The sequence below is a fragment of the Bacillus cereus group sp. MYBK30-2 genome, from assembly GCF_051915945.1.
GTDB lineage: Bacteria > Bacillota > Bacilli > Bacillales > Bacillaceae_G > Bacillus_A > Bacillus_A paramycoides.
The window spans coordinates 1-23,197 of record NZ_JBQAFR010000015.1; the positions used below are offsets into that span (position 1 = coordinate 1).

Below are 23,197 nucleotides of genomic sequence, written 5' to 3' on the forward strand. Positions count from 1 at the left end.
AAACTAACCGATGAATAGTAACTGTTTCTTATTCAACTAACCTGTTTTACATTAAGGGTGAAAATTGTAAAAATAGGATTCCTCATTAATCTTTATTTTAAATAATTGAACGTTGTTTTAATTTATCAATTGACCTTTAAGGGGGAGCACGCCATGACCATCAAGCTAAGAAAACAGATCAACCCCAAAACGAAAAAATATGCTTTTTTGTTATAAGTTAACACAAAATTTCGTTCTGGGGGTACTATAAAATTTTAGCTTGATAGCGATGGGGTACCGCCAGAATTTTGGAAAAAAACCACGCTAAGCAAAAAATAAAATAAGCCATCCATTTGGACAGCTCATTTACATAATTCTCGTTATCAGAAGTTGTTTTTAGATGATCAGTTATTATATTTTATAATAGTGCCATTTGTATCTTTAAATTCTAAAACAGTCGTAATAAGATCAAAAGACTTTAAATCATCATCTAATTTATTAGGAAGGATCACGTACCATAAACTCCATCCTTTGTACTTTGTTTCGTTTGGTAAGAATTTATCTAAATCTACAATATGTCCTGGGGTAGATTCATATGATACCTTGCTAATAGATGGGTTCTTAAGATAACCATAAATAACTTTGCCATTTGATATTCCCATAGTAGGTGATATACCAGAATCTTGCACTTCTAACTCACTTACATTTGCTCCTCCTGTTATCCCACTAACAGTCCATTTTCCATTTTCTATTTCTAAATCTGCTATTGAAATGTAATTATCAGGTGTAACAAAAAAGGCTATTTTTTCATCTATTTTTATAATACGTTTTAGAGCATTATATTTATCTAGTTCTGTATTATTTGTTGTTTTTAATCCTTGTTTTAATGCTTCTTGTTGTGTGTCGTATCCTTTTGAAATTGAGCAGCCACTAATGATAAAGAATAGGGCGCCTAATATAAGATGTTTTCTAAGTTTTTTATACAAAAGTTTTCCCCCTTACACTTTTTGAATATATGAATTAATTACATTCTATCACGAAGAAACTAGAATAAGTCGTACATTTTTTGATGTATATTCTATACATATTTAGTTCACATAACGTCTCATTATCGGTAGCAAAGAAAAAGGCGTCCCCTTACTCTCATAAGGGATTCGCCTTTTTTCTTTTTATCAATCTATGCAATTTTTTATAAATTCCTATTATGGTGTGGGTTTTCGGGTTCTCGTTTGTTATTGGATTAGCCAAAAAACTGTATAAAATCTTGCATGCTCTTAGCGTGGGTTTTTTCCGAAATGCTAGCGGTACCCCTTCTAAGAGCGACAAAAGGATGCACTCGTTATTGCGGATATGGTCAAAAACGGCTATTACTCTTTCATTCGCAATACACCTGAGGCCTTTGAAGAGCTGCGTGTTTATCTCTCAAACCGTGACTCTGTCGTGACGAGACTCGTAAGTGCTAAAAAGACAGAATACGGATGCTTCGTCTCTGCTGTTAACTGTGCAACCAATGATAAATTGGCTTACAAGCAAATGATGAATAACAAAATTCGGTATGGTAAAGAAAGCGGAACTCAATGGTTTGGTTAAACGGGAGATATACCCCGAAATTCCGCCCAAATTAGAATACTCTTTGACCGAGGCCTCATCCCGCTGATGGGTTTGTTGAATCAATGGGGGGAGGAACATCAGAAACTCATTGATCGGTCGGAACGCATCTGCTAAAACAATGAGGGAAAGCGACTGCTTTCCCTCATTATATTGATATGACCAAACGCAGAATAAGATCGTTGTTACGCGTATCTGAACTGCGCCAGTGTTCGTGAACCCCACAGGAATGTGACGATTATCGCCGCAAGGGTTGTTACAACACCGGTTATGCCCGGGACATAACTCGCATCATAGCTTGGTAAAAAAGAATAAATCACATTCAGCATCGTGTGGATGATGATGGATGCAAAGATGCTTTTTTCCGTATTGTTATACACCCAGACGATAATGACCCTTGCTGTAACGGCGCCAAGGAACCAGGCTGCAATCCATGCCGGAGAATGATGGGCCTCGATCAACGGAATAACATGCCATATTCCCCACACGCAGCCCAAAATCAGGCCTGCCCCAAGTGCTCCCCACCGCTCCTGCATCGGCTCAATCGCATAACCCATCCACCCCAGTTCCTCAAACGTGGCGGAGATAAAGAACAAAATAAAGAGTAGTGGGAGCGCCAGCAATGGAGTTTGAACCCCTGATAGTGGGAGCCCTAACATACGTAGAATTGCATATGAGAGCAGCCCGATTAACGGTATGATAAAAATAATAGGAATATACCAGATCTTAAGCTTAATTCTTTTGTAATCGAGCACTCTAGCCAGCAGCTGCTTTACGCCTTTCGTCCGATCTTGTTTGTAGACAAGAATGGCTGCGGTGATGGCGGGACAAACAAACATCAAGGCACTCGTCGGGAGATTCATCGGCAGCCCTTTCATGCTTCCCGTCATGGCGCCAACCACCCAAAAAGGGATCGCGAAAGCAAAAACAAGACCAAGGAATCCGGACAATGACCTTGGGGAAACGGCAGACTTCATATCTCTTACAACCTCCTGAATTAACTGTTAACAGAATTTTTAAAATGGCTCAACATCATGATTAGTGCTTGCCCTTATATGATTTTTTTGAAAGAACCTTGCTTGATTTAACTTTTTGTTTCTTCAGCGGTTTGAAGGAACCGAACATAACATACTCCCCCTTTTTAGTGCTTATTTCTACTATCAATGCAATTTAGGAAGGAAATATGTTTTTTTTGTTCGACAATGCAAGAAAGAGTGTGCCAAAGTTCGAAAAGGGATTTATACGAGTATTTTTGTGGAATTACACAGGGTTGTTTGAATATGGGGTACAGCCGAGATACATGTAATTTTGAGTTATAGGCTTACTTTTATTTCCAAACCGACTTAAAATCGGAGTTTTCTCTATTATTTTTGAACTTATTATCATACAATTGAAACCAAGTGCTTTCAGTAGCTAATTAATGGATGATTAGGGTTAACCCATAATAGACAAATTACTTAATAAAAATAGACGAAACGATATTTATAAGCCCAATAAATACAATCTGGAAATATAAGTAAGCCTATGGCCTGTTTTTACACGTATCTCGGTCGAACCCCGTATTGGCCGATCTTATCTTTTTTTATTTGTAAATTTTAGATACAAAAAAAGGAATCCTTATAATAAGGATTCTGCAACAGGGAATTTACTCTTCTGTTTTAGGGGTAGCACTCACATTTTAACCTTTTTATACGTTAAGGAATTCTCAAAACTCAATATTGCTTGTTTAAATTGAAACTTTGATTTAGAGATGAGTTTTGAGACGTATTTCAAGCTATTTTCAGCACATTCTAGGGGGAATTTCATTTGTATCAAATACCCTCGTTTTTGAGATTTATAATAAAACAAACATGGTAAATTTTTATTGTATTAAAAATTTCTATTTATTTAGAGCCCAAATGTTCCATAAAACCCCTCACATAATTTAAGTGCCAAATTTCACAAATTGAACATTATATATGTGTTTTGAGTTTGTATAGAAAGTCAAAAGCGAACTTTTCCTTTCCCTTGTATTTTTCAATATTTTCGGGTAAGTAACAATGATGTTTATTAAGTATATTTGTTTCTAGATATTCAATCGTTTCCAGTAAGGATTGTCCTCTAAGTGATCCAGTGATTAAAGATTTAACAATTAAGAATGTCTCTCCACCCTCAAGTAAATGTGCATCGTGGAGAATCTTAGCTTCTAGGCTTTCTGGTTTTCCATCCTTTTGAGAACCGTCTGCTACTTCTAGAATTCGTTTTATTTTTTCTCCACTAAACCGAATACCCTTAAGAAATTCTTCAATACTTATTCTTATATCTTCTTCATATATTACTCCGTGAAAATATGCGCCATATTTAAGTAAATCCTCATCTACTTTATTTTTATATATTTTAGCCATTTCTAGAGATAAATTTAAAATTCGTTTTATATGTTCAACATTGTGCATAATATCTTTTTGAGCATAGTAAGGTAATATAAAATCTTCAATTAATTGAATTGTATCCAATTTCAACAACTCCTTTATCTTCATATGTTTCTGCTAATCTCTTCATAGGTTTTGAAGTATCCCCTAAATGAAAATTTCTCAATTTTATCTTTCTATGAAATTAAATGTAATACTTTTGTTATATTTATGAAAGAAAATTGCAAGAAATATAAATTAGAATCTATTTATCGACATATACATTTCTATTATTTTTTTTTATGAAAGGAAATTAAACAATGACTCCAAAGAAAAAAACTACAAAATTCGTACAAACTTTAGTCTTGGCCACCACTGTTGTTAGTGGATCTTTAGCATTTAATTCTTCATTTGCGCACGCAGATTCTTTACCAAAAGTTGAAGATATAGGACAAGGCGCGAAAATTATGCATAGTCTAGATTCAACTTATAATGCTGACGCAAACATAAAAAGTTCAATAAAAGTTTCATTTATTGATGATCCAAATACTGATAAAAAATATGCAATCGTTTTTACAGAAGGAAGTAATATTGCTTCAAGTTTTTATCGTAGCCCTGAAACACCATCTGCAGCTTCGTTGAGATGGCCATCTGTTTTTAAAACAGGGTTAGAAATTACAAGTAATGACAATGCAAAATTTTATAAAGTTGCACCTAAAAATGAAATTGAATCAAAAACAGTAGCTTCTACAGTTTCATACAATGTAGGTGGAGGTTTAGAGATTAAACCAGAAGGTCCATCATCATCTGCATCAGCCGGTGCATCTTGGTCTAATACTATATCATATGAACAACCAGACTATAAAACGTTTGTAACAAATAACACAGATAAAAAAGTAGATTGGAATGTAGAATTTAATCAATTTTATAATAAAGGATATGGACCTTATAATAGAGATTCGGGTGGTTTTTATGGTAATGAACTATTTATGAACTCACGTACCGATCCATTCATTAATGCGGGAGATAATTTCACATCAGACAGTCAACTTCCAGCTCTAGTAAGATATGGTTTTCAGCCAAGTACAATGGCAATTATAATTGCAGATAAAAATGCAACTACAACGGATTTATCTGTAAAACATGCTAGAGAAAACGATCTGTATCTCTTATGGTATAATAGTCTAAGAGGTTGGACAGGAGAAAATAACAAAAACTTTAATTATAACAACTTTGGAATTATGGATAATTATAAACTTGATTGGAAAAATAATAAAATTATTCACCAAAGTTCTGGCCTACAATCGAATTAACAACAAATTCTTATATATATGGGGCCCACCAACCAAATGACATAAAACCCACACTAATACATTTTTTTGGAAAATGAAAATCCGATTTTCCCCCGTTAAGGAATTTCGGATTTGATACTTTACTTCCGGAATGGTCTTAATGATTCTAAAGTAGTTGATTGTTTGAATTTAAATTTATACCCCCCAAGAAAGTTAATATGCTCCCATCCAAGTGGAGATATATGTTGTAAATAGCTTTTTTGTTTTACTACCTTACAGAACTGTCATCTTTATGTAAGGCTAGGAGATAGTTACTTTACTGTCTCCATGTAATAATAAGAGCATCAGAAATAACAATAAATTTTTTAGAGATTATAGGAGCGTGTTAATAATGATCGTAACAACAACTAATACAATTCAAGGAAAAGAAATTATTGAGTATGTAGACATCGTAAACGGTGAAGCAATTATGGGTGCAAATATTGTACGTGATATCTTTGCTTCTGTTCGTGACGTTGTTGGTGGCCGTGCTGGTTCATATGAAAGTAAATTAAAAGAAGCTCGCGACATTGCGATGGAAGAAATGAAACAACTTGCAACCAAAAAAGGAGCAAATGCAGTAGTTGGTATCGATGTAGACTACGAAGTGGTTCGCGACGGAATGTTAATGGTTGCTGTAAGTGGTACAGCTGTACGTGTATAAATAAATAGATAAAAAACTGTACCTCTAATTCTTAGACATAACTAACAATTAGGGGTACAGTTTTTATGGTCAAATATTCTTTGAACACTGGATGCATAGATAGCACGTGTTATGAATAAATTCCTAATACCCATTTCGTTTTAATGTGCGATAAATAGTAGTTCTGTCAACATTTAAAAAATCAGCAATCTCCTGTTTCGTTTTTCCCTGTTCAAGTAACTCGAGTATCAAATCAGTTTTAGACTTATTGATTTTAGGCATTCTCCCCAGTTTCCCGCCATTTTCTACATACTTTATACGACCAGCGTGCGTTCGCTCCAGTATATAGTTCCGTTCAATATCAGCAAATAAAGATAAGATTGTAACCATTACTTTAGTCGTCATGTCATCTTTCTTACGAGTATCAATATTATCGTTAATAGCAATGACTCCAATATCGTTTTTGATCAGTTTTTCATGAGTACGAATCATATCAGAAAGATTTCTACCTAAACGATCTAATTTATAGACAATAAGTGTGTCCCCTGGATTTAATTGCTGCATAAGAATTTGGAATTGTTCTCTCTCCATATTTTTGCCGCTTTGCTTTTCCTCAAAAATATATTCTTCTAACAATTCAATTTGGTTCGTTTCACAATATGTAAGTATTGCTTTTTTCTGGAATGTGTAATCTTGTTGCGGAGTTGACACTCGAATATATGCGTAATTCATTTTTTGCGCCCCTAACGTTGCATAAGTCTATTTTTCTATTTTGCTACAAATATCGTAACATTTTCGGATTTTTATTTGCAACATAATATATGCAACGTTGTGGCACTATAAAAATCAAGCCAGCAATAAGTGTTGCATATATGTTAATTTTTGCAACGCTTACTATTAACTTATATTAACTTATTTCATTAGCTTTACGATTAGCGTACAGAAGACTAGTTAAATTGTGTCTAAACGTACAATTTTCTTTTTTTGATATGGTGACCCCAAGTAACAGAGCAAGTGTTAAACCAACTGGACTTCCGCCAATAATACAATAATCGATTTCAATGGTGTTCATTTTTACTTCCCTCTTTCCAACATAGTATAAATTAAAATCTTAATTTGGTTTCGGAATATATTTCATATATGAATTTCATATATGAAATATATTCTCAAAAAAACAATTCCATGTTAAAATTCCCACGTAAAATTTATATCATACGGATATTCGTTTGTAAATAATTCCATTTATAATAATTCATTTTACTGAAAAAATTGTTATTTTAGCACAAAAGAAATGTTTGTATAAATAATTTTGACATATACACGGATATTATTTACTTTTACTATTTTAGTTGGGCTTTTTGTTCATTTACTGTTGTAGCTGAGCCTTCTTTTACTAAAAAATAAACAATTGGTAGTACTAGGAAACTAGCAGTTGCACATAGTATACCAATAGCTAAGAATGACTGTCCTCTCACCAATAGCCAAGAAGCACCTGCAGATGCAAACATCATTCCAATATACATTGCTGAGCTATTAAGAGCCATTACAGTACCTCTGACCTTCGGACTTAATTCTGAGATTAAAGCTGTTAATGAAGATTGTCCAAAACCAATTGATGTACTCCATAATACGTGTGCGATCATTGCAGCTATTACATGGTCAGTTAACAATGAGAAACTAACAACTCCAACTGCCGCGATAATAGTAGCAATTGAAACAACTGCTTTTTTACCTATTTTATCAGACAATTTACCACCTATGACGTTTCCAATAATACTACCAGCTCCTGCAAAAAAGATTACCATTCCAGTTTTTTCAACACCAAAATCAAAGTTTTCTTTGTAATACACCCCAATATAAGAAAACATACCTTGTAAACTAACAGTCCACAAGAAAGTGGATAATAATGCAAAGAACACAGATGAATTTGTAAAAGCTGTTTTAATTGCAGAAATCATTGCTACTGGTACAGAAACTTGAATTTGATTTGTTGGTGGTGTTTTAGGCAACATTCCAATTACAATAAACGCAACTAACAATGCTAAAATTCCTATACCATAAAAAGTCCATTGCCAGTTACCAACAGAAGTTAAGAAAGCCCCAATTGGTACTCCTAAAACAGTAGAACCAACCATAGCCCCCATTATCATTCCCATCGCCATACCACGCATTTTATAAGGTATTTTATCACCTATTAATGCAAATATACTTGGCATAATCATTGCTCCTGATAAGCCTGTTAATGCGCGAAAAACTAAAATTGTGTTAAAGTCTTGTGTTAATCCAGTACAAAAAGTTCCTATTGAGAATATTAACATCCCTGTTACAATCATTTGTTTACGCCCGAATTTGTCAGAAATCGGTCCGAAAAATGGAGCAGTTAACCCATAAAATAAAGCATAAGAAGTAATTAACCACCCTCCTTTTTCCATTGGTGTTGCAGTTGATTTAGCAATATCAGGAATTAAAGGTGATACCACTAGAGAATCCATCCCAATAAAAAATGCTACAATTGCTAGTAGAAATAACATAGGTTTAATGCCTTTGTCATTCATTCAAATCTCTCCTTGTCTTCGGAAATTACTTCATATATGAAGTATATATATAAACAAAATGTAACTATTAGTCTCTAGTTACAATTTTATTATTCCTTTTTCAACATTTAGTAAATGACATTTATAATCTTCAAGGATTTCTGTTAACGTTATAAACTTTTCTTCATTAAAGTAAGAAAAGTTTTCTTGAAGAAATAAATTATATTGAACATTTACTTTTTCTTTTGTTTCTTTCCCTTTTTCAGTTAAAAATACTAATGTTCCTCTTTGATCAGCTGGATTTTTAGTGGTTGTTACAAAACCATCTCGCTTCATTCGTTGAATCATAGTAGTAACATTACTGGGAGCACAACCAATTTTTTGTTTTAGATCAGACATAGACGTTTTTTCTGTATCTGATAACACTTGTATTACCCCAAATTGTACTATACTGATATCAAATTGTTCTAATTCCTTTTCGAGATTACTTTGTAATTGATGATATACATCTCTAATCAAAGCATATAATTCTCTTGCCGCTATTTGCATAGAAAAACTCCTTTCTTCAGAAAACGAAGCCTACATTGGACAAATTTAATATAGATAATCATATCTTTATGCTAAATAATTTATATGGAGTTTACAATTATTCCTCATATACTTTTCTTACTTCTCTGGAAACTACCTCATATTTCATATATGAATTATATTTTGTAAATAACTAACTGTCAATTATTTATACTATCATGTTATTTTCCTTCTTACATAAATAAAAAATAGGTTCGGGTATATGGTGAGGTATTGTACTGGTTTAGTTAGCCGGGATGTAACCAAATTTTATATATTCTGTTCCCAAAACTCACTTGTAACTTTATTATTTTCACCTCAAGAAATCCGTTCCCCTTTAAAGAGGTGTTGTATTTTAGACTCAATAATCATTAATCCCTCATGGGGGCACCATATCATACCCATCAAGCTAAGATTTTAAAGTACCCCCTAAATGGAGATTTTATGTTTTTATGGTACCGAAGTTTATTTTTATCGTTTTGGGGAACAACAGATTTTTAACTTGATAGCAATGTGGTGGGGCCTATTTAATAAGTTTTACGTTTAGCGAAGAAAAATCCGATTTATATCTTCCAAAAAATGTCTTAGCGTGGGTTTTATGTCATTTGGTTGGCGGGACCCCTATAACCACTACCTCCTGAACCTTGGTATGTAGAAGCGAATTTATCTGGAACCTGAAAATGTGTAGAATCCAATACACGAATACTACGGAAATAGTTTGTATGCAAAGTTAGAATCTTACTAGAAGAACAAAATTATTGGTGAAGTAAATGTGCTAAGAGTTGTTGTAAAAACTGCACAGCCTGAGAATTAAAGCGTTGATTGAGTCCTTCTGGACTCATAGAAATACCTGTATGAGCTTCTAAACGACTACATAATTGTGCCAAAGAAGTATGAGCTATATTTTGGCTTAACCAAACACATAAAGCAACCAAATCTTGTGCTTGATATTTACTTCTTCGTTGAACAAATCCGATTTTTCTAGCTAACTGGCCCAAAGCATGTGGTGACATATGCCGTTGTAACTCTTTAGAAAATAATTGTAGTTCATCAGAAATCGATAGATTCATACAAAAACGCCATCCTTCCTGTATATTTCTACAAATAAGAATAGCGTTTTTGTGGAATTATAGATATAAATTCATCTTAGATTGATGGCCCATAAATTAAATAAAGAACGTACCTTCAACCACTTTTTTACCAGTACCACCTATATAAAGTTCTATATCTTTTTCTTTTTTAGATATAAACAATTCTATTAAACAAGGCATTTTTACAATTGTACCTTGCTCAGCTCGAAGGTGAATACACTTTTGTTCATTATAATAATTCTTGGCAAGATATGCTCCAACAGCAGCGTTCCCCATTCCACAAGCAGGATCTTCCATACCTTCCCTGGGGCACAGGTTTCTAGTATGAAAATCAAAATCCTCTCCATAAGTATCAAATGTAAATATTTGCACTTCACGAACACCCAAATTCTCACATAACTCTTGTAACAATTGAACATCACGTTTAACGGACATTAATGCACTTAAAGAATTTACTGCTATTACTAAATATTTCACGCCTAAATCAATCGTTTGAATTGGAAGATTGAAAGCAATATCTGCTTCATTAATCCCAAAAGTATTGGCGATTGTCTTTTTGTTTATTATTGGTGAAATAAACTTAGGAGAGCTTTGCTTCATTTTTACAAGCACTTCATTTCTAACGTTTTCAATAACAACTTCACGTATTCCATTTTGAGTTTCAATTTGATACGTTTTCTTTTTACTAGGATCAATCTTCTTGGAGTTTACTAGTGCCATAAATGCTGCTATTGTTGGATGTCCAGCAAGCGATACTTCTTTATTAGGAGTAAAATAACGAAATAGAAAATCCGTATTATAAGAGGGATAGACAAATACTGTCTCCACAAGGTTTATCTGCTTAGCGATGTTTTGCAAAGTATTATTATCAAAACCATTAGGATCAAAAAAAACCGCAGCGGGATTTCCAGTTAAATTTTCACCAGAAAAGCTATTGATTACCATAAATTTTTTTTCCAACTTAATTCTATACCTCCAATGTTCAATCTATAAAACTAATTTTAATATAAACTAATTTCTATTTTAATGATCTAAATTCTTGTAAAGAACTTTCTAAACTTGGGTGTACTAGTAGAATTATAAAATTTTCGTTTAGGGGATGATCCAAAATCTTAGCTTGATGGGCATGTGGTGGTACCCCTATTAGGGTATTTTCTTTTTAACAACTCACCACGTAATGCTCTTTTTTTACAAGTCATGAAATTATGATTATATGCCTTTATGTATTAACGTTAACGTATATAACTGTTTTTCTACCCCGCACACGAGAAGTGCATAGTATAAATAATAAAAAAAAGCAGAAAATCACTCGCGATTTCCTGCTTTTTTTATAAATTTAAGTTCTTGATATATACATCGCTTCACGCGAGGTTGCTATTTACTAGTACACGATAACCGGTTCATTAGTGCTTAAATTATCATACACAGTTTTTGCAATACTAGGAGAAAGGTTAACACATCCGCCCGATCCCCCCGTTAAATAGGCATTATTTGCCCAGTTTGTTCGCCATCCGGCATCGTGGAACCCTTGGCCGCTATTTGTGAACGGAGCCCAGTAATCTACTTTAACGGAATAATCAGGTTTACCTACTGCACTGCCTTTGAGTGTGTACGGTGATCGTTTATAAAGGACGTACCACACACCTGGTGATGTATCTTCACCCGTGCTATGTTTACCAGTTACTACATTTGTTGTGACTGCTAAATTTCCATCTTTGTAAATCCAAATTTGTTGCTCTGCAATTGAAACTTCCGCATACGTGTCTCCGATGCCATTATTCGATGTTGTTTCATAACCGATGCCTTCTTTATCCCAGCCATTTCCATGAATATTAGAAGCAGAAAGCGATTTTTCGCCTTTTTCAAAGGCTTGTTGAACTTGTTTTGTTTCTTTTTCAACATCTAGTGCCCAGCCATAGCCTTGTCCTTTTACTGAAATGACCGAACCAGAATGGGTTTTAAATGCGAAGTCCTTATTTAATGTTGATTTAGCATTATTAATTTCAGCAATCTTATTCTTAATGTCACTCGCATCGATTGTAACTTTCATATCCTTTGACATAGAGGCATTTTGAATTAAATCTTTCGCTTTTAAAGGATAAACTTCATTCTGTACCTTATAATCAACGGACTGTTGAAGAAGTTCCTGTAATGCTTGCTCCTCTTTTTTGACAATCGGATTGTCTTCTTTAATAGGCTGTATGTATGCAGACTTCAGATGAATTTCGCTTTTATACTTTTGCTTGTCGTAATCTTTCAATAGGCTAGTAACGTCATACTGTTTTCCGTCAACGCTTTTCGAAATAACAACTTTTCCTTGTTCGAGCTTCGCCATAGCATCTTGAGGTGCTTTTAATTTCTTATTCATAGAGACTAGCTTTTCTTCTACAATTTTTCTCAGCGTTTCGCTACGATATTGATCGGCTTTTTCCGGTAGCAGCGAATAATTTTTTTCCTTTGAGGAAGGGAAAAATGTCCACTGGCTTTTTAATAGTTTCTTAACTTGAGACAGCTCTTTTTCCGTAAGTTCCATTTGCGTATCTTTTTCATCTAAAATTTGTTGTTGACCGACATAGACTTTGTTTTCTAGTCCAGATTTGTTTAATTTCTGTATTGCCTGATCAGCGGTCAGACCATCGACTTTTGTGTCATTAATCGTAACATTTGAATTGAAGTGGGTTGCCTGATAATAACTCATTCCCCCAATAAGAAGTGCAATTATACCGCCACCCGCTGCGATAAGCTTCCAATTTGTAAAACGTTTGCTCGATCTCACCCGTTTTTTATCAATTTCTTCAACTGATTCATTTATTGTGTTGTTGTTCATAAACTATTCCTCCAAATACATCAACGTCAATCTACTGTATACTAGTGTGTTTATATACTAATCCATTGATTAGTTTACCCTATTATTCTTAAATTTTCATTATTTTTTTACCAGATTTCACAGTGTTAAGTCGATCTTTTTTTTGCAATACCAAAGTGTAGACAAATGCAAAGAAACATACACAGGCTTACAAACGTTTATATTCAATTTTATGGTTCTGGTGCAAAAAAGTATGGAGTAATGATTTAGAAAAATTAATTCCTTATTTAAAAAACGAAAAAGATATTACAAAATAATCAAATTAAATCAAGTCACCTATATTTACTTGTTCCATTTGTATTTGATACGTACCCGATTGATACTTAGCCATATTGAGCTTTTCATCTATCAGCACATTCTTTTTCTCTATTTCTCTCTCTAATACTTCCCAATAAAATTGATTCATTTCAGACGTAATACAATTTTGCAGAATAGAAGCTGATATTTGTATTACACTCAGTAGTGTTTTCAATTCATGTGAAACGCCTGCTTGATTCCAACACGCAGCAAACCATTTCACAATAGCTCTTGTTTCTATATCTGATCGTTTTTCAAAGTTTTGATCATAAAACTCTCAAAATCCATCTTATATGCCATGCTGCGTCCATTCGACTTATCCTTTTCTTTACGACTTTTTATTAAATATTCATTTTCATTCCTTTCTTCAATTTACCGACGTAGTTCTCTTTTTAATGCTGGAGTCAATTGCATACGTTTCTGCCTTCTTTTCTCTCATTCTTAACAATATTTTTTTCTAAATTAACAATACCCCGAAAAATAATCCTCTCCTATTTTTCATACTTTCTGGGTATTAGCCAAAATGTGAAGAATAAGAACTTTTTCATATACAAATAATAGACCTCAAGGAGTTGTTGACATGAATTTGATATTTAATATTATAGGGATTTTCATTGTATTATTATTAGTTTTCTTATGTTCGCCTAATAGGAGAAAAATAAAATGGAAACCAATCATAGTTCTAATAATATTTGAACTTCTTATAACATGGTTTATGTTAGGCACTAAATTGGGAAGTATCATAATTAATAAAATTGCGTCTTTTTTCTCTTGGCTAATATCATGTGCGGATGAAGGTATTCGATTTGCATTTCCCTCAGCTATGGAAAATCAAACAATTGACTTCTTCTTTAGCGCATTACTTCCTATCATTTTTGTTATCACTTTTTTCGATATTCTTTCTTATTTTGGAATCTTAACTTGGATTATTGATAAAGTAGGTGCAATCATTTCCAAAATTTCTCGTTTACCAAAATTAGAAAGTTTCTTTTCCATTCAAATGATGTTTTTAGGAAACACAGAAGCACTCGCTGTTGTTCGTGATCAATTATCTGTTTTAAAAGAAAATCGTTTGTTAACCTTTGGAATTATGAGTATGAGTAGCGTCAGCGGTTCCATTCTTGGTGCTTATCTATCAATGGTTCCAGCAACATATATTTTCAGTGCGATTCCTTTAAACTGTATAAACGCATTAATTTTAGCCAATGTTTTAAATCCTATAGAAATCACTAAAGAAGAAGATATTGTTTATTCACCTTCAAAAAAAGAAAAGAAAGATTTTTTCTCTACCATTTCAAACAGCATGTTAGTTGGGATGAATATGGTTATTGTTATTTTAGCAATGGTAATTGGATATGTAGCATTAACAGCATGTTTAAATGGTATTTTAAGTTTTTTTGTAGCTGGTTTAACAATTCAAAAAATCTTCTCCATTATCTTTAGTCCCTTTGCTTTTTTACTCGGTTTATCAGGAACTGATGCTATGTACGTAGCTGAATTAATGGGAATAAAAATAACAACTAATGAATTTGTAGCAATGATGGATTTAAAATCACACCTAAACACTCTACATCCGCATACTATTGCAGTTGCAACAACATTTCTAGCCTCTTTTGCAAACTTTAGTACAGTGGGTATGATTTATGGAACTTACAATTCATTATTTGGCGAAGAAAAATCATCAATTATCGGTAAGAATGTTTGGAAGCTTCTTGTTAGTGGAATAGCTGTTTCTTTGTTAAGTGCTATGCTTGTGGGGCTTTTTGTATGGTAAATGAATATCGAAGATACTTGACACCCTTACAGATAAAATTTATGTAAACCGTGCAAGGCATAAGGAAATATGTCCCCTTTTTCATTCTAGCCAAGAAAACTCCCTAAGTGAAGAGTATATCCCAGTGAGTAGTCGTGATTAGAATTGGCTTTCTGCGTTAGCAAAAATTGCTACTGCAGTAAATAGTGGAATAAATCCCTATAAAATATACACAATAAACATATTGAAAAGTCTTTTCGAGGGGAGTCTATGTTGTGTTTCCTATTTTTAAATTTTTAAAACAAGGACGTTATTCTATAAATGATCAAGGCAACAGAAATTCAAATATACAGAAAGAAAATGTAGAAAATCATAACATTAACTGTGACTTATTCCAAAACATAAATAATCTTCAAATACTTTTTCAACAAGCCCCTGATCTGGTAATTCGCCAATTTCAACTAGTAAATAAATCAGAAGCCGCTCTAATATACTTATCCGGATTAACAGATACACAATCTATTCATAATAATATACTGTCCCCCTTGATGTATAAACCGTTTGATTTTAGTAATGGCCTCCCTGTCACAATAGGAGAAGTTCAAACAATTAATACTTGGAATCAAGTCGAAAATGCTATTTTTCAAGGGGATAGCATTTTGTTAGTTCACGGTTTAGACGCAGGATATCAATTAAATACAAAAGGGTGGCCACAAAGAGATATAACAGAACCTAAAAATGAAATCTCGCTAAAAGGGACTCATCAAGGATTTGTAGAAACATCTAGTCAAAATATAGCTTTAATACGAAGGTATATTCCTAATAGAGAATTAGTATTAAAAGAGGTTTTTATTGGTAGTAGAGGAAAGACCAAAGTATCTATTTTATATTTAAGAGATATAGCTTCTAACGATGTACTTAAGGAATTGGAAACTAGAATTCAAAATATTGAGGTGGACACGGTTATAAATACTGGTGAAATAATTGAATTTATTGAAGATAATCCATATTCACCCTTTCCACAATTTCTCTTGACCGAAAGGCCAGATGCTACTGTATCTCACATCCTTCAGGGGAGATTCGGCATTGTTGTGGATCGAAGCCCAAGTGTTTTAATTGCCCCTATAAATTTCATTTCTTTCTTTCAAGGGGTAGATGACTACGACACACGTTGGTTAGTATCTTCCGCTGTTCGAATACTACGTTTTATAGGTTTTTTTATTGCCTTATTGTTACCTGCAACATATGTAGCGTTTATTTCATTTAATTATGAAGTTATTCCTGTACAGCTCTATTTATCAATTGCAGAATCAAGAGAACGCGTTCCGTTTCTTCCGGTGATGGAAGCTTTACTCATGGAGATTACCTTAGAAATGATGAGAGAGGCTGCCCTTCGTTTACCCACTCCCATTAGCCAGACCGTAGGGATTGTTGGAGGTATTGTGATTGGACAAGCTGCTGTTCAAGCAGGGATTGTGAGTAATATCATGATTATTATTGTTGCTGTTACAACTATAGCTTCTTCTATTATTCCTAATTATGAAATGGGTTTGGCAATAAGATTATTGCGTTTTCCTATGATGTTATTAGCTGCTTTATTTGGAATTGTAGGAATTACTATCGGCTGGATGACTATAATTGCACATCTTATAAGTTTAGAGTCCTTAGGTACTCCTTATGGTAGTCCTTTGTCACCTTTTCGCATTTCAGGTATGAAGGACACATTCGTTCGCTTTCCTTTGTGGTCAATGAAGAGAAAATCTAAAAATATTACAAAGAATCACAAAGAAACTAATCCTGATAAAGGGTGAAAATATGAAAAAATATGCATATAATGATATCACTGTCATGCAATATATCTTTATTATTAATGCCTCACAAGTAGGAACTGGAATCCTATCCCTTCCAAGGGTACTTGCAGAAAAAGCTGGCACAGATAGCTGGATAGCACTATTTATTGGCTGGTTTTGCGCTATGACCGCCAGCATTTTGCTCATTCAAACAGCCAAACACTATCCAAATGATACCTTATATGAAATTCTTATTCGACTTTTTGGGAAAATCATTGCTACCATGGTAATTATTCTTTATATGATATATTTTGCTTTTTACGCATGGACAGTTCTAATTAATGGCATGCTTTATATTAAGGGCTGGCTTCTTCCAAAAACATCCGACTATATTATTTTGTTTTTGTTCTCTATTCCAACCTTTCTGGTTGCACGCAATGGTGCTCGCATAATAGGTCGATACTGTGAATTATGCTTTTATATGACAATGTGGATTCCATTTTTTTTCTTCATACCATTAGAGAATAGCAATTGGTTACACTTTCTTCCATTATTAAAGGAGGGTTGGAAACCTATCTTTTCGGCTGTTCCATCTACTATTTTTTCCTTTATAGGATTTGAAATCGCATTTTTTCTTTATCCTTTTTTGCAAAAAAAGCAATATGCAATGCAAGGCATTATTATAGCAAATACCTTAACATTTGTATTTTATCTATTTACTATAGTTATTTGCTTTTTATACTTCAGTCCAGATGCAATTTTAGAGTTTAATCAACCCGTACTAAACTTGCTTAAAGTTATTGAATTTCGTTTTTTAGAACGGTTTGATATGATTTTATTAGCTATTTACTTACTTGTCGTCTCTACTGCATGGATTCCTTGTGTGTACTGTGCTACATTTTGTTCTAGTCAACTAATTGGAAAACAAGATCATACTTCTCATGTAGCTATTTTATTATTGGCAGTAATTATAGTAACGTTTTGGATCCATCCCTCATGGAATGAATCTGAACTATTTCAAAAACTCACATCGAAAGCTGGACTTGTATTAGCTTTCTTATTCCCTGTATTTTTATGGATATATAACTTAATCCACAAAAAATACTTTCGGAGGGAAGCACATTGAAGCAGAAAATATTATGCAGTGTTTTAATTCCTCTGCTATTGCTCACAGGGTGTTTAAACTTAGACCAAATGAATGTAGAAGATGTTACACTCACTCTTATACTGGGTTTAGATTTGGACGAAAATGATAACTTGAAAGTATACTTATCCAGTCCTGTTTTCAATAAAGAAGCTAAGTTTAAAGAAGAACAATATGGTGTGAAATCTGTTACAGTGCGAAACTCTCGTGAAAAATTTGATACCATGGTTATGGCTTTGACATCAGGAAGCAAGACACAACTTATTTTGATTGGTAAGCGACTTTTAAAACATAAGAAGTGGGTGAATTATTTAGATCCTTTTTATCGAGATCCTAAAAACACGGTTACTACAAGAATTGTTGCTGTGGATGGACCTGTTTCAGACATAATTTATTCTGCTCCCAAAAATAAACCTCGTCTTCCTATATATTTGGCAAAATTAATTGATACTGGACATAGAAGAAATATTACTGTACAAACGACTCTTCAAGATTTTCATAACCAAACAAGAGAAAAAGGAATGACAGCGAGTATAAGTGCACTTAAAAAGAATAACGATATAAAGTTGACAGGTACCGCATTACTTGATGAAAAGAATAGATATAAGCTAACTATTACACCAAAAGAAAATTTATTATTAAGCACTTTACAAAATAACATAAAGGGAGAATTTCCATTTACTATTGCCGTACCGCTACAATCTGAAAGCAAAGAAAAACATTGGTTAAGTTTTACTGCTCAAGGTACCAAAGTAAAAACTAGCGTACAATATAAAAATCATTTTTTGTTTAATATGAATGTACATATGAGAATTGTAATTTCAGAACGACTGTTTCCTTTTAATGTTAGGAATAGTGGTGAGAAATTAGAAAAAAGCATTGAAAAGCAGTTGAAAAGTGATTTAGAACGTTTCATTAAGAAAATGCAAAAAGCAGAAATTGACCCTATAGGATTTGGGGTGTATGCACGAGCGTATACATATAAGGATTGGAAAAGAGTCCAAAAGCATTGGGGAAAAGCATTATCGAAGGCTGATGTTAAAGTTAATGTACATGTTAAAATTGGTGGAATGGGTACAATCAAGTAACAAGAACTCAAAATAATAATTTTTGAGGCACTTCTTGGGTAGCACCACATTACCATCAACTTAAGAATTCAAAATTATCCATCGCTGTCAAGCTATGTTTATGTAGTACCCCCTAAACGAAAAAATAAACCTTTTTGATAAAAGTTAGCACAAAATTTTGTTCTTGGGTACTATGAAATTTTAGCTTGATGACTATATGACGGTCTTTCCTACTTAAAATAGTATATTGAATCACTAATTAGATGCGTATGATATATTTGAAAAGCGCCCTGTTTACAGGGCGCTTCACTTTTAACTAATGACTAATATTAGCAGTTGGGTATAATGTTGTTCCTCCAATTGAAACCTTTATTTCATTTGTTAATGGAACATTTTGTTCATTAATAATTGTTCTCCACCATTCCCATGCAAGACCCGTACATTCTCTCGCTACAACTTTCACATTTTTTGAATTCGGCGGAAGTGGTATGACTGTAGAGAAATGAGCAGTTTTGTCTTTGCCGCTTCCATCCCAAGTTTTATGTGTTAGTACTTCTTTCCCATTTTGATCATATGAGAATTCATCCCAAGATACATCAAATTGAGCAACATATGCACCGTAATGATCAAGCGTCATTTTAGCACTTGAATATTCTGTAGTTGTAGTCTCAATATAATCTGTATTGTTATGAACAGCAGCAGTTGAATTATCTTTTAAGAAAGTGCTTGTATATGAAATTGGGTATGCTGGATTTTTAAGGCTTAATTCTGCATTATCTTTAATGATATTTCGTATTTCATTAAAATCTTTTGTAACAACCTTGTTATGCTCTTTCGCATCTCCGCCTAATACTACAGCGGTAAAGGTACTTTCTTCAAAAATATCTTTGTACTGTCCACTCGTTTCGACGCTGTTATTCTTAAGTAAGGCTTTAAAGGCTGCTTGTACATCTTTGCTCTTAGATGTTGTTTCTAATTTCACATAAATTGTTCTACCATAAGCTACATTTGACACCATAACAGGCGGAGCCGCATTATTTACCCCTTTACGAGTTAACTCATCAAAAGTAACACTATTATCAAAAAGATCTGATGGATTATTAGGTAATTCAGCACTTACGGTATAAAATATTTGTTTATATGCCGCAACCATCACTTTTTTCTCTCCATTTGCAATTGCATTAAAATCAATATTCAGTGAATTATCAAGATATTTAGCGTTAACATTTAGAGCACTTGCTATTTGAGATTTACTATAAACCATAGATTCTGTGTACTGCATTCTTGCAGGTAACGTATGTGTTGTTGAATACTTTTCATTCCAAGTAGATACTAAATCATCTACTGCTCCAGACACATTACCATATGTTGGGTTTTGGACAGTTTTTGTATTTTCTTTTCTCATGCCAGGTAAGTCTATACTAATATTTAAGGGTTTTCTCTTAGCCACTAATAAACTTGGTTGATTATCTGCAAAAGCTTTATTTGCAAGTTGTACCGCTCCTGGATAAGTACGATTAGCCACAGAATCAATAATTGAGATATCCACTGGTGAAGTTGTAAGTGATTTTTTCTCACGTTCAACCACTACAAATTTACCATTTGAGTTTATACTTTCTTTCGGAACAAAACTCTCTACTTTATCACCATTTACTGCTAAAATATCTCTACTATCATACTTTAAATTTGCTATACCAGTATTAATGCCACTAGCATTTTTGGTTGCATCAGTTGCATTACCTGTTTGTGTTTCCGCGAAAGAAATAGAGGAATAATTAATAGTGCATAAACTAACTAATAAACATGCTAGGAATTTTATTCTTTTATTATTTTTCTTAATTTCCAGAAAAAACACCCCGTTCTTTTTTTATCTTAAGATATGATAATGATTTATAAATGATTGCTAAATAATAAACTTACATAAATGCTTTTAAAAGTTCTTGAACTAATGGAATTACTCCACCTAAAAATTTCAAAACTGCCATTGCGATTTCCATATTATTTCCTCCTTTTTATTGCTGTTAAGATATGATTTATCTTTATGCCTTCATTATAGTAAGCGCTTACATTATTATCAACACATTTTTATATGCAATATTACATATAAAAATGTAGCAGGTTCCCTTTGCATTTAATAAGAGTAGCATTAAACATATTTTTATTCGCAGATATTGGTCTTCCAGGAAAACATAAGTAAGTATTTTGGGTTCTAGTGCGAAAACTTCAAGATAATTGCAAGTAAAAAGATATATGGACGCGCGCAAAAGCAAGATGGTTCAAGTGGAGAGAAGACACTCAAAGGAGAGTGTCTTTTCTTTATTTTCAAAAGGACCTGCTCAATTCATGCGTAAAAACATAAAGTAAATTGAATCCGTTAAAATACAAGAGTGACCCCGTGTTTTGTTCTCTTATCTAAAGGAGGAACTATTATGGGCTTTGGTGGTAGTTGTGGCGGCGGCTTTGCTGGTGGATTTGCTTTATTAGTTGTATTGTTTATTTTATTAATCATCGTTGGAGCTGCTTGCTTCTGCTAAAAAAACTATCGGAAAAGACACTCATATATGAGTGTCTTTTCTTTATGAAAATTATAAGTTTGGAAGAGAGTAACGAACGGAATTGTATTAATCGACAAAATCGAACGAAATCGAAAAGAAGGAATGCCTATTAAAGAGGCTGTATTGAACAGTAATCTTTCCATACTGGTCACGCATCTTTTCTAGAGTAGTACTATCAGTATGTCCAAGTTTAAGAGATTTTTTGCACCAGAACCTTATATTCTTTTATTCAAGGTTTTTAAATGAATTGAAACAAAAGCTCTCTGTTTTCAACAGAGGATTTTTTTATCAGCCTTATTTGTCACCTGGTGCAGGTTGATCTACTCCCTTAACGCGATGTTTATGTCCATTATCTTCTGTCGTATAAAAATCATAATAATGAACATGCATCCCATTTCCAACTGGAATTGCTGGTCCAGAATATGCCTTATAATGGTGCGTATGCCCATCCTCAAAAAGAACATACCCTTCTGTATAATGTATATGTTCCCCATTTGGTGCTTGAATTGGTGGAGATGTAACGTCTAAACATTGATGCACATGCCCACCTACAACAGATGTATAATCCACTGATCCATGGTTATGCTTCGGTACAAATCCAGAAACAAAATCATCTTTTCCTACTCTGTTCATTCTACTCATGCTCCTTATACACAAAAATAAGTTCTATAACTAATATGTTTTCAATTTCAAAATAATTACTATTATATATTTATCTAAACTAACAAAAGTACTTTCTAATTACCTAATTTTATAACTCTAAACTTCAACATGCTTATTTTTCTTGATACCACGGATTTAAGTGAATGAGCACTTCATCTACATCTGGGTCATGCTCCATAATCGTCGTTTTTATCTCTCTACAAAAATCATGTCCTTGTTGGATACTTAAATAAGCTGGGACACTAACCCTAACATCAATCAAAATATAGTGGCCATGTTCACGGGCACGCATTCTATCAATCCTTTTCACCAATGGATGTGTCTGAATTATCTTCTTATATTCACTACATTTTTCAGTAGGTAGACCACCTTCCATTAATATATATACAGCTTCTTTCCCCATACTAATTGCAAGTTTTAAAACAAAGAAGGAAACAATGATTCCGGCTAATGGATCATCATAAGCTGCATATGGAATTGGATATATATCGTTTAGCAAAGCAATTCCAATTCCAGCGGCAATAGAAGCATAAACGTCAGCAAGATGGTCATAAGCAGTTGCGATAAGACCTTTTACTATTTGCTTTTCGGCCAATCCGTATTGTATATACATATAAGATTTGTTTCCAAACTAAAGAAACAACAGCCGCTATAAAAGCAATCATATGAGGCTCAGTCGCTGGGGGAAATAATGCTTTTATTGATTCATAGGCAATAAATAAAGATGCTAGAGTTAAAATAATAGCTACAATTCCTGAAGAAATGACTTCGGCCTTTCCGTGACCATACGGATGGTCCTCATCATACCCAATTGAACTACTCACCACTTAACATCCTTACGGACTGTTTGAAGTGGGAGATTCCTAAGTACAGAAACCTAACGGTTTCTAATTCAGTAGGCTATCCCCGTAGTTCCTACGGT

General features: G+C 33.5%; 19 protein-coding genes and 4 pseudogenes. 10 read left to right on the forward strand and 13 right to left on the reverse strand.

Going from position 1 to position 23,197, the window contains the following annotated elements; all coding sequences use genetic code 11:
• Positions 1-383 precede the first annotated feature (383 nt).
• Positions 384-965 carry a hypothetical protein gene (locus ACTFQM_RS26775; protein WP_440036970.1) on the reverse strand — a complete coding sequence of 194 codons (582 nt, stop codon included), beginning with the start codon at positions 963-965 and terminating at the stop codon, positions 384-386.
• A gap of 308 nt (positions 966-1,273) precedes the next feature.
• Between ACTFQM_RS26775 and ACTFQM_RS26780 the strand changes: the two are divergent.
• From ACTFQM_RS26780 to ACTFQM_RS26790, 3 genes and pseudogenes are all read left to right on the forward strand, one after another.
• Positions 1,274-1,440 (forward strand): annotated as a pseudogene (locus tag ACTFQM_RS26780) (IS110 family transposase); the annotation flags it as partial.
• On the forward strand, positions 1,420-1,569 hold the full coding sequence (locus ACTFQM_RS26785) for a hypothetical protein (protein WP_440036996.1): 150 nt from the start codon (positions 1,420-1,422) through the stop codon (positions 1,567-1,569). The pseudogene ACTFQM_RS26780 and the gene ACTFQM_RS26785, both read left to right, overlap by 21 nt.
• Positions 1,535-1,636: a winged helix-turn-helix transcriptional regulator gene (locus tag ACTFQM_RS26790; protein WP_440036971.1), complete on the forward strand. Its 102-nt coding sequence runs from the start codon at positions 1,535-1,537 to the stop codon at positions 1,634-1,636. The genes ACTFQM_RS26785 and ACTFQM_RS26790 overlap by 35 nt, the downstream gene beginning before the upstream one ends.
• Positions 1,637-1,772: 136 nt before the next feature.
• Here the strand turns inward: ACTFQM_RS26790 and ACTFQM_RS26795 are convergent, their stop codons facing one another.
• Both ACTFQM_RS26795 and ACTFQM_RS26800 read right to left on the reverse strand, forming a co-directional pair.
• The gene (locus ACTFQM_RS26795) at positions 1,773-2,564 is read right to left on the reverse strand and encodes a CPBP family intramembrane glutamic endopeptidase (protein WP_440036972.1); all 792 of its coding nucleotides are present in this window, start codon (positions 2,562-2,564) and stop codon (positions 1,773-1,775) included.
• Between the two features lie 975 nt (positions 2,565-3,539).
• Positions 3,540-4,079 carry a hypothetical protein gene (locus ACTFQM_RS26800; RefSeq protein ID WP_440036974.1) on the reverse strand — a complete coding sequence of 180 codons (540 nt, stop codon included), beginning with the start codon at positions 4,077-4,079 and terminating at the stop codon, positions 3,540-3,542.
• Between the two features lie 215 nt (positions 4,080-4,294).
• Here ACTFQM_RS26800 and ACTFQM_RS26805 point away from each other — a divergent pair, with 215 nt between their 5' ends.
• Positions 4,295-5,287: a beta-channel forming cytolysin gene (locus ACTFQM_RS26805; RefSeq protein ID WP_440036975.1), complete on the forward strand. Its 993-nt coding sequence runs from the start codon at positions 4,295-4,297 to the stop codon at positions 5,285-5,287.
• A 370-nt stretch (positions 5,288-5,657) separates the two neighbouring features.
• The gene (locus ACTFQM_RS26810; RefSeq protein WP_440036977.1) at positions 5,658-5,969 is read left to right on the forward strand and encodes a heavy metal-binding domain-containing protein; all 312 of its coding nucleotides are present in this window, start codon (positions 5,658-5,660) and stop codon (positions 5,967-5,969) included.
• A 123-nt stretch (positions 5,970-6,092) separates the two neighbouring features.
• On the opposite strand, the gene ACTFQM_RS26815 is transcribed toward ACTFQM_RS26810, so the two are convergent.
• From ACTFQM_RS26815 to ACTFQM_RS26845, 7 genes and pseudogenes are all read right to left on the reverse strand, one after another.
• The gene (locus tag ACTFQM_RS26815) at positions 6,093-6,680 is read right to left on the reverse strand and encodes a recombinase family protein (protein WP_440036978.1); all 588 of its coding nucleotides are present in this window, start codon (positions 6,678-6,680) and stop codon (positions 6,093-6,095) included.
• A 608-nt stretch (positions 6,681-7,288) separates the two neighbouring features.
• Entirely contained in the window at positions 7,289-8,503 is a 1,215-nt protein-coding gene (locus ACTFQM_RS26820) for an MFS transporter (protein ID WP_440036979.1), read from the reverse strand.
• A 78-nt stretch (positions 8,504-8,581) separates the two neighbouring features.
• Positions 8,582-9,031, reverse strand: coding sequence for a MarR family winged helix-turn-helix transcriptional regulator (locus tag ACTFQM_RS26825; protein ID WP_440036981.1), 450 nt, complete (start codon positions 9,029-9,031; stop codon positions 8,582-8,584).
• A gap of 641 nt (positions 9,032-9,672) precedes the next feature.
• A pseudogene (locus ACTFQM_RS26830) lies at positions 9,673-10,119 on the reverse strand (IS4 family transposase); the annotation flags it as partial.
• 96 nt (positions 10,120-10,215) lie between these two features.
• Positions 10,216-11,100 (reverse strand): PhzF family phenazine biosynthesis protein, encoded by an 885-nt coding sequence (locus ACTFQM_RS26835; RefSeq protein WP_440036982.1) that lies wholly within the window; start codon positions 11,098-11,100, stop codon positions 10,216-10,218.
• A gap of 421 nt (positions 11,101-11,521) precedes the next feature.
• On the reverse strand, positions 11,522-12,967 hold the full coding sequence (locus ACTFQM_RS26840) for a L,D-transpeptidase family protein (RefSeq protein ID WP_440036984.1): 1,446 nt from the start codon (positions 12,965-12,967) through the stop codon (positions 11,522-11,524).
• Positions 12,968-13,271: 304 nt separating this feature from the next.
• Positions 13,272-13,496 (reverse strand): annotated as a pseudogene (locus ACTFQM_RS26845) (histidine kinase dimerization/phospho-acceptor domain-containing protein); the annotation flags it as partial.
• Between the two features lie 387 nt (positions 13,497-13,883).
• On the opposite strand from ACTFQM_RS26845, the gene ACTFQM_RS26850 reads away from it, so the two are divergent.
• The 4 genes from ACTFQM_RS26850 (at position 13,884) to ACTFQM_RS26865 (ending at position 19,078) form a co-directional block, all read left to right on the forward strand.
• On the forward strand, positions 13,884-15,077 hold the full coding sequence (locus ACTFQM_RS26850) for a NupC/NupG family nucleoside CNT transporter (protein WP_002175229.1): 1,194 nt from the start codon (positions 13,884-13,886) through the stop codon (positions 15,075-15,077).
• Between the two features lie 254 nt (positions 15,078-15,331).
• Positions 15,332-16,867: a spore germination protein gene (locus tag ACTFQM_RS26855; RefSeq protein ID WP_440036986.1), complete on the forward strand. Its 1,536-nt coding sequence runs from the start codon at positions 15,332-15,334 to the stop codon at positions 16,865-16,867.
• A 4-nt stretch (positions 16,868-16,871) separates the two neighbouring features.
• Positions 16,872-17,972, forward strand: a complete 1,101-nt coding sequence (locus tag ACTFQM_RS26860; RefSeq protein WP_440036989.1) for a GerAB/ArcD/ProY family transporter — start codon at positions 16,872-16,874, stop codon at positions 17,970-17,972.
• A complete protein-coding gene (locus ACTFQM_RS26865; RefSeq protein WP_440036992.1) occupies positions 17,969-19,078 on the forward strand; it encodes a Ger(x)C family spore germination protein in 1,110 nt (369 codons plus the stop codon). The genes ACTFQM_RS26860 and ACTFQM_RS26865 overlap by 4 nt, the downstream gene beginning before the upstream one ends.
• A 295-nt stretch (positions 19,079-19,373) precedes the next feature.
• Here ACTFQM_RS26865 and alo read toward each other — a convergent pair whose 3' ends face one another.
• On the reverse strand, positions 19,374-20,912 hold the full coding sequence (alo, locus tag ACTFQM_RS26870; RefSeq protein WP_440036994.1) for an anthrolysin O/cereolysin O family cholesterol-dependent cytolysin Alo: 1,539 nt from the start codon (positions 20,910-20,912) through the stop codon (positions 19,374-19,376).
• Between the two features lie 574 nt (positions 20,913-21,486).
• On the opposite strand from alo, the gene ACTFQM_RS26875 reads away from it, so the two are divergent.
• On the forward strand, positions 21,487-21,591 hold the full coding sequence (locus ACTFQM_RS26875) for a YjcZ family sporulation protein (protein ID WP_000505684.1): 105 nt from the start codon (positions 21,487-21,489) through the stop codon (positions 21,589-21,591).
• Positions 21,592-21,906: 315 nt separating this feature from the next.
• Here the strand turns inward: ACTFQM_RS26875 and ACTFQM_RS26880 are convergent, their stop codons facing one another.
• Positions 21,907-22,245, reverse strand: a complete 339-nt coding sequence (locus ACTFQM_RS26880) for a YmaF family protein (protein WP_002175234.1) — start codon at positions 22,243-22,245, stop codon at positions 21,907-21,909.
• A gap of 142 nt (positions 22,246-22,387) precedes the next feature.
• Positions 22,388-23,102: pseudogene (locus ACTFQM_RS26885) on the reverse strand (cation diffusion facilitator family transporter).
• Positions 23,103-23,197 lie beyond the last annotated feature (95 nt).